The organism is Streptomyces polygonati, assembly GCF_042650325.1.
GTDB lineage: Bacteria > Actinomycetota > Actinomycetes > Streptomycetales > Streptomycetaceae > Actinacidiphila > Actinacidiphila polygonati.
The window spans coordinates 199,063-207,443 of record NZ_JBHSBB010000019.1 but is presented as its reverse complement, the minus strand read 5'-3'; the positions used below and the strand labels follow the sequence as shown (position 1 = coordinate 207,443).

6 protein-coding genes are annotated in these 8,381 nt (G+C 71.7%); 1 reads left to right on the top strand and 5 read right to left on the bottom strand.

Going from position 1 to position 8,381, the window contains the following annotated elements; all coding sequences use genetic code 11:
• Positions 1-55: 55 nt before the first annotated feature.
• The 5 genes from ACFO3J_RS26570 to ACFO3J_RS26550 are packed head-to-tail and all read right to left on the bottom strand — an operon-like array spanning position 56 to position 7,307.
• The gene (locus tag ACFO3J_RS26570; RefSeq protein WP_386434183.1) at positions 56-3,154 is read right to left on the bottom strand and encodes an alpha-mannosidase; all 3,099 of its coding nucleotides are present in this window, start codon (positions 3,152-3,154) and stop codon (positions 56-58) included.
• On the bottom strand, positions 3,147-4,034 hold the full coding sequence (locus ACFO3J_RS26565) for an NAD-dependent epimerase/dehydratase family protein (protein ID WP_386434180.1): 888 nt from the start codon (positions 4,032-4,034) through the stop codon (positions 3,147-3,149). The genes ACFO3J_RS26570 and ACFO3J_RS26565 overlap by 8 nt, the downstream gene beginning before the upstream one ends.
• Complete coding sequence (locus ACFO3J_RS26560) at positions 4,034-4,939, bottom strand: carbohydrate ABC transporter permease (RefSeq protein ID WP_386434177.1); 906 nt, start codon at positions 4,937-4,939, stop codon at positions 4,034-4,036. The genes ACFO3J_RS26565 and ACFO3J_RS26560 overlap by 1 nt, the downstream gene beginning before the upstream one ends.
• On the bottom strand, positions 4,936-5,940 hold the full coding sequence (locus tag ACFO3J_RS26555) for a carbohydrate ABC transporter permease (protein WP_386434174.1): 1,005 nt from the start codon (positions 5,938-5,940) through the stop codon (positions 4,936-4,938). Before ACFO3J_RS26555 ends, ACFO3J_RS26560 begins: the two co-directional genes overlap by 4 nt.
• The gene (locus tag ACFO3J_RS26550; protein ID WP_386434171.1) at positions 5,937-7,307 is read right to left on the bottom strand and encodes an ABC transporter substrate-binding protein; all 1,371 of its coding nucleotides are present in this window, start codon (positions 7,305-7,307) and stop codon (positions 5,937-5,939) included. Before ACFO3J_RS26550 ends, ACFO3J_RS26555 begins: the two co-directional genes overlap by 4 nt.
• 229 nt (positions 7,308-7,536) lie before the next feature.
• On the opposite strand from ACFO3J_RS26550, the gene ACFO3J_RS26545 reads away from it, so the two are divergent.
• The gene (locus ACFO3J_RS26545; RefSeq protein WP_386434168.1) at positions 7,537-8,328 is read left to right on the top strand and encodes an IclR family transcriptional regulator; all 792 of its coding nucleotides are present in this window, start codon (positions 7,537-7,539) and stop codon (positions 8,326-8,328) included.
• Positions 8,329-8,381 lie beyond the last annotated feature (53 nt).

Here is an 8,381-nt window from a genome sequence, read left to right as displayed (position 1 = left end):
CGTGGCGGCGGGGCGCGGACGGCGGGGTCGGGCGGTACCGAACGGACGGCCGCGCTCAGGGCCGGCGCAGCCGCAGGGTGAGAATCTGGAAGGGCCGCAGCTCCAGCTCCAGCGCCCCGTCCCGCTCCGGGGAGAGCGGCTCGCCGGGCTCCTCCAGCAGATCGGTGATGTGCGCCGCGGTCAGCGCGAAGTCGGTGCGCAGCGCGCCGCGGGCCGACCCGCCGCGCGACTCGTAGAGCCGTACCACCACGTCCCCCGAGCGGTCGTCCGCCAGTTTCACCGTCTCGACCACGATGTCCGGGTTGTCGACGGTGACCAGCGCGGGTCCGCCCGCCGGGGCCGGACCGGCCGGCCGCAGCGGCAGGTTGAGCGCGTAGCCGGCGGCGATCGCGTCGCCGACGTCGGCGCCGACCACCAGACCGTAGGTGAAGCTGTGCCGGCCCCGGTCGGCCTGCGGGTCGGGGGAGTGCGGGGAGCGGAGCAGCGACAGTCGCAGCGTGGTCGTCACCCCGCCGTCCTCCCGGGTCAGCCGGGACACGTCATGGCCGTATGTCGAGTCGTTGACCACCGCCGCGCCCCAGCCGTGCTCGCCGACATGGACCCAGCGGTGCGCCCACAGCTCGAAACGGGCCGCGTCCCAGCTGGTGTTCTCGTGGGTGGGCCGCTGCACATGGCCGAACTGGATCTCGGCGCTCTCCCGTTCGGCGTGCACGTTCAGCGGCCAGGCGGCCTTGAGCAGGGTGTCGCGGTGCTGCCAGTCGATGTCGGTGCGGACCGTCAACCGGGCGCTTCCGGCGGCCAGTTCCAGGTGCTGGACCAGGTGCGAGGGGCCGAAGGAGCGCTCCACGCGGACCGAGGCGAGCAGCGGCCCGGCCTCGGCGACCGTGACCGAGTCGGCCTCGGTCAGGTCGCGCACGGTGTCCCGGTAGAAGCCGTCGATGTTCCAGGCGCTCCACAAGTTGGGGTCGTCCGGGTGCAGTTGCAGCAGATTGCCGGGCCGGTCCGGGGCCAGCGCCTCGCGGCGGGCCCGCAGGTCGTACACCGAGCGCACCAGGCCGGCGCTGTCGATGAGCACCCGCAGCACCCCGTTGTCGAGGATGACGCCGTCTTCGCCGTCCCGCACCTCGACCGGCGGCAGCTCGGACGCCACCGCGGCGCCGGTGCCCAGCGGCGGCGCCTCCACCAGGACGGCATGCCGCCCGTCCGACAGCCGCTGCCCCTCCTCGGTGGCGCCCTCCGCTACGACCACCACCTCGCGGCGCGCGTACGGCCCGGCGTTGTAGAAGGCCAGACCGCTGCCGCTGCCACTGCCGCCGCCGAGCGCGGCGCCGATCACCTCGGCCAACTCCGCCTGCAACTGGGCGTGTACGGCCTCCGCCTCCTGATGCACCCAGGCGATGGACGAGCCCGGCAGGATGTCGTGGAACTGGTGCAGCAGCACCCGCCGCCAGATCGACTCCAGCCTCTCGTAGGGATACGGCGACCCGCCGCGCACCGCCGCCGCCACCGACCACAGCTCGGCCTCCCGCAGCAGCGCCTCGGCCCGCCGGTTGCCGCGCTTGGTGCGGGCCTGGCTGGTGTAGGTGCCGCGGTGGTTCTCCAGATACAGCTCGCCGCGCCACACCGGCAGCCGCTCGTACTCGGCGCGGGCCGCGTCGAAGAAGGCGCTGGGGTCGCCGACCTCGACCTTCGGGGAGCCCTCCAGGTCGCGCAGCCGCCGGGCCTTCTCCAGCATCTCCCGGGTGGGACCGCCGCCGCCGTCACCGAAGCCGAACGGGGCCAGCGACCGGGTGGCGGCGCCCTTGTCGGCGAAATTCCGCTCGGCGTGGGCGAGTTCCGCGCCGGTCAGGCTGGCGTTGTAGGTGTCCACCGGCGGGAAGTGGGTGAAGATCCGGGTGCCGTCGATGCCCTCCCAGTCGAAGGTGTGGTGCGGCAGCCGGTTGGTCTCGTTCCACGACAGCTTCTGGGTGAGGAACCAGCTCGCCCCGGCGAGCTTCGCCAGCTGCGGGTAGGCGGCGGTGTAGCCGAAGGAGTCCGGCAGCCACACACCCTCCTGGTCGAGACCGAACTCCTCGGCGAAGAAGCGCCGTCCGAAGATCAGCTGCCGGGCCAGCGCCTCACCGCCGGGCAGATTGCCGTCGGCCTCCACCCACATGCCGCCGACCGGCGCCCAATTCCCCTCCGAGACGGCCTTCTTGATCCGCTCGAAGATCTCCGGCCGCTGCTCCTTCATCCAGGCGTACTGTTGGGCGGACGAGCAGGCGAAGACCAGCTCCGGGTACTCGGCGGCCAGCGTGGTCATATTGGTGAAGGTGCGGGCGCACTTGCGGACCGTCTCGCGGATCGGCCACAGCCAGGCCGAGTCGATGTGGGCGTGCCCCACGGCGGTCAGGGTGTGCGCCGAGGCGTGCGCCGGACGGGACAGCGCATCGGCCAGCCGGTCCCTGGCGGCCTGCGCGGTGCCGGGTACGTCGTCGACGTCCACCGCCTCGATCGCCCGCTGGAGGGCCCGCAGGATCTCGTGCCGCCGCGAACCGTCCGCCGGCAGCTGCCGCATCAGCTCGTCCAGCACCTCCACGTCGTGCAGCAGGTGCCACACCGCGTCCTCGCGGACCGCGATCCCGGCCGCCCGCAGCTGGTAGAGGTGCGCGGTGCCTGCCGTCTCCCGGGATCCCAGATGGGTGCCCACCCCGTGCGCGCCCTCGATCATCGGGTTGGCGGCCAGCTCCACCAGCAGGTCGACCGGCTCCCCGCCGGCCGCTGGCTCGGCCAGCAGCACGCTGCGGTGGTGCGGGTGCAGGCCCTGGACCGGTGACCCGGCCGCGTCGTGGACGAAGCCCTCGGCCTGTCCGCCCGGGCCCTGGGACGGGTCGAAGCCCAGGTCGAAGACGGCCTCGACCCGGCGCCCGGCCCAGCCGGCCGGGATCCGCCCGGTGGCCTTCAGCCAGCTGGTCGACCAGGGGCCGCCCCAGGTGTCGCCGATCGCGGCCGGCTCGTAGACGGCGGCCAGCGCTTCGGCCACCGGTACCGGCTCGCCGGGCACGTGCCAGATCGTGAGATCCAGGGGCAGCGGCTCGCCGTAGAGGGCCGGCCTGACCACATGGGAGAGGAACTTGGTGATCCGTTGCTCGACGATGTGCCGGTCGTCATGCACTGGTGTGCTCTCCTTCGAGGGCTTCGGGGACTTCGGGGGCTTCGGGGATCCGCCAGGTACGCCGGGGGACGAAGCCCAGCAGCTCGGTACAAGCGCTGGTGTCGAACAGCGTGGCGTGACCGGTCACTTCGGCGCGCGTCGCCACGCCCGGGTGGTGCCGGGCCATGAGCTCGGCGGACGGCACCGCCGAAGTGGTGTCGGCGGCGGTCACATTGAGCACATGGCTGCCCCGCAGCTCCGTCTCCAGGGCGAGCCGGACCGCGGTGGCCGCGTCCGCGGTGTGCAGCCAGCCCCACAGATCGTGCCGCTGCCCGGCCGGGTCCCGCGCGCAGGCCGCCAGGAAGTGGTCCAGGCGGTCACCGACCCCGGTGAAGGGGAAGCGCAGGGACACCGTGTCCAGGCCCCAGCGGCGGTGGGCGGCGGCGGCCACCTCCTCCAGCACCACCTTGGACAGCCCGTACGGGTCGCGGACCAGCGTCGGATGTTGCTCGTCGAGCGGCACGTAACAGGGGGACAGCGGCTCCGGCGACCAGGCCAGGCCCACCGCCGACATGCTGGAGGCGGCCACCACCCGGTGCGCCCCGGCCCGGCCCGTCTCCTCGAACACCCGGTGCGTGGTGAGGCAGTTGTGGGCGAACAGGGCGCTCGGATCGGGCACGTTCGGATGCGGGATCGCGCCCAGGTGCACCACGGCGTCCACTCCTTCGACCGCCGCGCGGACCAGGTCCGGGTCCTGGAGGTCGCCGGTGTGCACACGTTCGGCGCGCGGTTCGCCGACCGGCAGCAGATCGGTCAGCACCACCCGGTGGCCGGCCGCCAGCAGTTCGCGTGTCACATGGCCGCCGATGTGCCCGGCGGCTCCGGTGACCAGCACCAGCATCAGCCCTTCACCGCCCCGACCAGGCCGCCGACGAAATAGCGCTGCAGGCTGAGGAAGAGCAGCACCACGGGCACGACCACGATCAGCGCGCCGGCCATCAGGTCGTTGTAGTGCGGCACGTTCTCCGACGACAGGGTCTGCAGGCCCAGCGGAAGGGTGTACGTACCGGGGTTGTTGAGCGAGACCCGGGTCAGCAGGTACTCGTTCCAGGTGGGGATCGCGGTGAGCAGCCCCACCGTGATCAGCGCGGGGCGGGTCAGCGGCAGGTAGATCCGGGTGAAGACATGGAACTCGCCCGCGCCGTCCACCCGCGCCGACTCCCGCAGCTCCTTCGGGACCGCCGCGAAGGCGCCGGTCATCAGCAGCACCGACAGCGGGGCGCCGCCGTTGACGAACGGCAGCACCAGGCCGAGGTGCGACCCCAGGAGGCCCAGCTTGTTCTCCAGCAGCACGATCGGCAGCATCACGGTGATGCCCGGTACGAACAGCAGCGCCACGAACATCCTCTGCAGCGCGCGCCGGCCGGGGAAGTCCAGCACCGCGAAGGCGTAGCCGGCCGCCGCGTACACCACCAGCGTCAGCGCCACCGTCATCGCCGAGACCTCGACGCTGTTGACGAAGTAGCGGAAGAAGTGCAGCTGGCTCCAGGTGTGGCTGAGGGTGCTGAAGGTGGGGTGCTGCGGGATGAGATGGCCGCCCCTGACCACCTCGATCCGGTTCTTGAACGCGGCCGAGACCATCCACAGGAAGGGATAGACGCTCACCAGGCCGTACAGCGCGAGCAGTACGCCGACGGTGAGTCTCGCCGCGTTCCGGGAGATCGCCGAACTCCCCCGGCGGGCAGGGGCGGTGGCGGGCCGGGGGGTCAGGGCGTCAGAAGTGGTCCCAGGTGTGGTCGTCGTCATGTCTTGCTCCGCAGGACTCGCAGGTTGATCAGCGCGAGCACCAGGGCGGCCGCGAACAGCAGCCAGCCCAGTGCGCTGGCCAGGCCCAGGGTCGGCGCCAGATCCTTGAGGAAGGCCAGCCGGTAGGCCTCCAGGCCCAGCACATTGGTGTGGTCACCGGGACCGCCGTTGGTCATCACCAGGAAGGTCTGGAAGCCCTGCAAGGAATCGCGCAGGTTCAGCAGCACCACGATCGCGGTGATCGGCCGCAGCAGCGGCCACACCACCGAGGCGTTGGTGCGCCACCAGCCGGCCCCGTCCAGCTGGGCGGCCTCCAGCACGCTGCGGTCGATGGTCTGCAGTCCGGTCAGGTACAGCAGCATCGCCACCGGCACCGCGCCCCACACCGTCACCACGATCATGGTGGGCAGCGCGGTGTGCGGATTGCCGAGCCAGCCCTGCGGCTGCGCCAGCGAGCCCAACCCCACGGTGTTCAGAAGGGTGTTGACGGCGCCGTCCGGCTGGAGGATGTACTGCCAGGCGAAGAATACCGCGATGCCGCTGGTCACATAGGGCACGAAGTACACCGAACGCAGCAGCGCCTGGAGCCGTTTGGCGGAGTTGAGCAGCACCGCCAGCGGAAAGGACACCAGGACCGTCAGCAGCGGCACCGCGATCATCACGTACAGGGTGTGGGTGGCCGCGTGCCGCACCCGGGGCGCGTAGGCGGGGTTGGCCCACAGCAGGTCCTTGTAGTTCTGCACGCCGACCCAGCTCCAGTGCGGCGCGAAGCCGTTCCACTGGGCGAAGCTCAGCAGGAAGCCGTAGCCGACGGTGTACAGGCCCATGACCGCGAAGAGGATCACCGCCGGGGCGACGAACAGCCAGCCGGAGACCGCCTCGTAGCCGCGGCGGCTGCGCCGGCCGACGCGTGCGGGCCGGTCGCCGGCGGCCGGCCCGGCGGCCGGGCCGCGGCCGGCCCCGGCCGCCGGTGTGAGTGCGGGACGAGGCGCCGTGCTCACTTCGACGTCGCCCAGAAGGAGTTCTCCAGCTTGGCCATCGCCTTGCCGGTGGTCTGGACGCTCTTCTGGGCCAGCGGGTTCAGATCGGCCACTATGTCGGCCATCGAGTCCTGGTCGTAGCTGCCCGGCCGGAAATCGTTGAGGCTCGGGTCGTAGGTGTTCTCCGGCGTGCCGACGAAGGTCTTGGTCATGGCGGTGAGCGTCGGGCCCATGATCTGGGCCGCGTCGGCGCCGAGTTCGGTGGCCGGCACCTCGGTGGCGTCCTTGGCGAACTGCGAGGCGACCGACGGCTGCGCCAGGAACTTCATCCACTTCTCTGCGTTGTCGGCGTGCTTGCTGGTGGAGGCGATGGTCAGACCGGTGAGCGCCAGCGGGCCCAGCGCCGGCTTCGGCACCGCGCCGCCCTGCGGGCCCGGCAGGCCGAAGGCCAGCACGTCGTCGGGGTTCATGCCGTTCTGCTGGAGGAAGGCCAGCGTGAAGGTGCCGCCTATGTCCCAGGCGGACTTGCCCTGCGCGAAGGCCTGGTCGGCAGCGTCGATGTCCAGCGTCTGGGTGCCGGGCATCCAGTACGGCTGCATCTGGTCGTACAGACCGAGGACCGCGAGGCCGTCCGGCGAGGAGAAGTCGGCGGCGGGGTCCTGCCCGAACAGCGCCTGGTACTTCTCCTTGCCGAGCTGCCCGAAGGCCAGCGGCTGGAGCACCCAGGTCAGACCGGTCGCCCTGACCTTCAGGCCGAGGCTGACGCCGCCGTTCGTGCCGTCCTTGGCCTTGGTGGCCTTCAGGTCGGAGATGAACTCCTCCCAGCTGGAGGGGGGTTGGGTGATCCCGGCCGCGGCCAGCATCTTCTTGTTGCCCATCACGATGCCGAAGGTGCCGGAGGTGAAGGGCACGCTGAAGCGCTGGCCCTTCCGGACGCCGTGCGACTTGGAGTCCGCCGGCAGCGACTCCTTGTACGCGGCGTCGGTGATGCTGCCGGAGGCCTGGACGCCCTTCTGGTACAGGCCGCTCCAGTCGGCGCCGACATCGGAGGCGATGTCCTTGGCGATGCCGGTGGCGCCCAGCGCCCAGTCCTCCCCGTCGGAGTGCACTTCGAGCACGTCGGGCAGGTCGTGGGTCTTGGCGGCGGCCTGCACCTTGGTGGTGTACGCGTCGTCGGGCCCGTAGGCCTCGATCTTGACGGTGATACCGGTCTGCTTCTTGAACTGCGCGGCGGCGTTGCGCAGGGCCGTGACGTGGGACTGCTTGAAGGTCCACATGTCCAGCGACTTGCTGTCGCCCGAGCCGCCGGACGAGCCGCCGCAGGCGGTGACGGGTGCCAGCGAGACCACGGCCGCGACGGCCACCGCCACCAGCCGCTGCCGGGACACCGCGGTGGTCCGCGGCGCCTTCGGGACTCCCGGGGAATATCGTGCGAAAGGTATGTGAGACGCGCCAGATATACGCATGGCCCCTGCCTAGGGTTCGATCGTTCAGAAGACCGAATGACGTTGGAGTACCTGAACATAGGGTCGTGTTTGAGATAGCGTCAAGGCGCGCGCTGCGATTGGGTGTGCACCCAGGGGCCGTTGAGGCGTCGGCGCGGGGAGCGGAGGATCAGTGGAATCGGTGGCAGAGGCGGCGCGGGGGCGCAGGCCCGAGGAGGTCAAGTCCGCGGCGCGGGTGCTGGAGGTGCTGGAACTGCTCGGGGCGGACGGCGCCCGGCTCTCGCTGGCCGAGATGGCCGGCGCGATGGCCGTGCCCAAGAGCAGCCTGCACGCCATCCTGCGGACCATGGAGGCGCGCGGATGGGTCGACCTCGACCCGGCCGGCACCCGGTACAGCCTCGGGCTCAAGGCGCTGCTGACCGGCACCGCCTATCTGGAGGGCGACGACGTGACCAGCCTGGCGGGACCGGTGCTCGACGCGCTCGCCGACGAGACCGGCGAGGCCGTGCACCTGGGCAGGCTGGACGACACCCACGTCGTCTACCTGGCCAAACGCGAGTCCCGGCACGCCCTGCGGATGTACTCCGCGGTCGGCCGCCGGCTGCCGGCGCACGCCACCGCGCTGGGCAAGGCGGTGCTGGCGCAGTACGACCACGCCGAGGTGCAGCGCCGGCTGGACTGGCCGCTGGAGCGGCTGACCCCGAACACCGTGGTGGACCCGGACGCCTTCCTCGCCCAGCTCGCCGAGGCCCGGCTGCGCGGCTGGGCGGTGGACGACGGGGAGAACTCGGTCGACATCCGCTGTGTCGCGGTCGCCCTGGGCAGCGGCCAGGGCGCCGACGCGATCAGCTGCTCGGCGCCGGCCAGCCGGATGGACGACGCGCGGCTGGCGGAGGTCGCCCAGGCGGTCACCGAGGCCGCCCACTCGCTGAGCACCCTGCTCAAACGCCTCGGCGGCCACTGACACCCCGCCCCCGCCGCCCGCGCCAGGACCCCCGTCGCCCCCCTGCGAAACAC

Excerpts from the sequence above, each read along its gene's own strand:
- ACFO3J_RS26565 (WP_386434180.1), bottom strand. The coding sequence starts at position 4,034 with ATGCTGGTGCTGGTCACCGGAGCCGCCGGGCACATCGGCGGCCATGTG.
- ACFO3J_RS26560 (WP_386434177.1), bottom strand. The coding sequence starts at position 4,939 with ATGACGACGACCACACCTGGGACCACTTCTGACGCCCTGACCCCCCGG.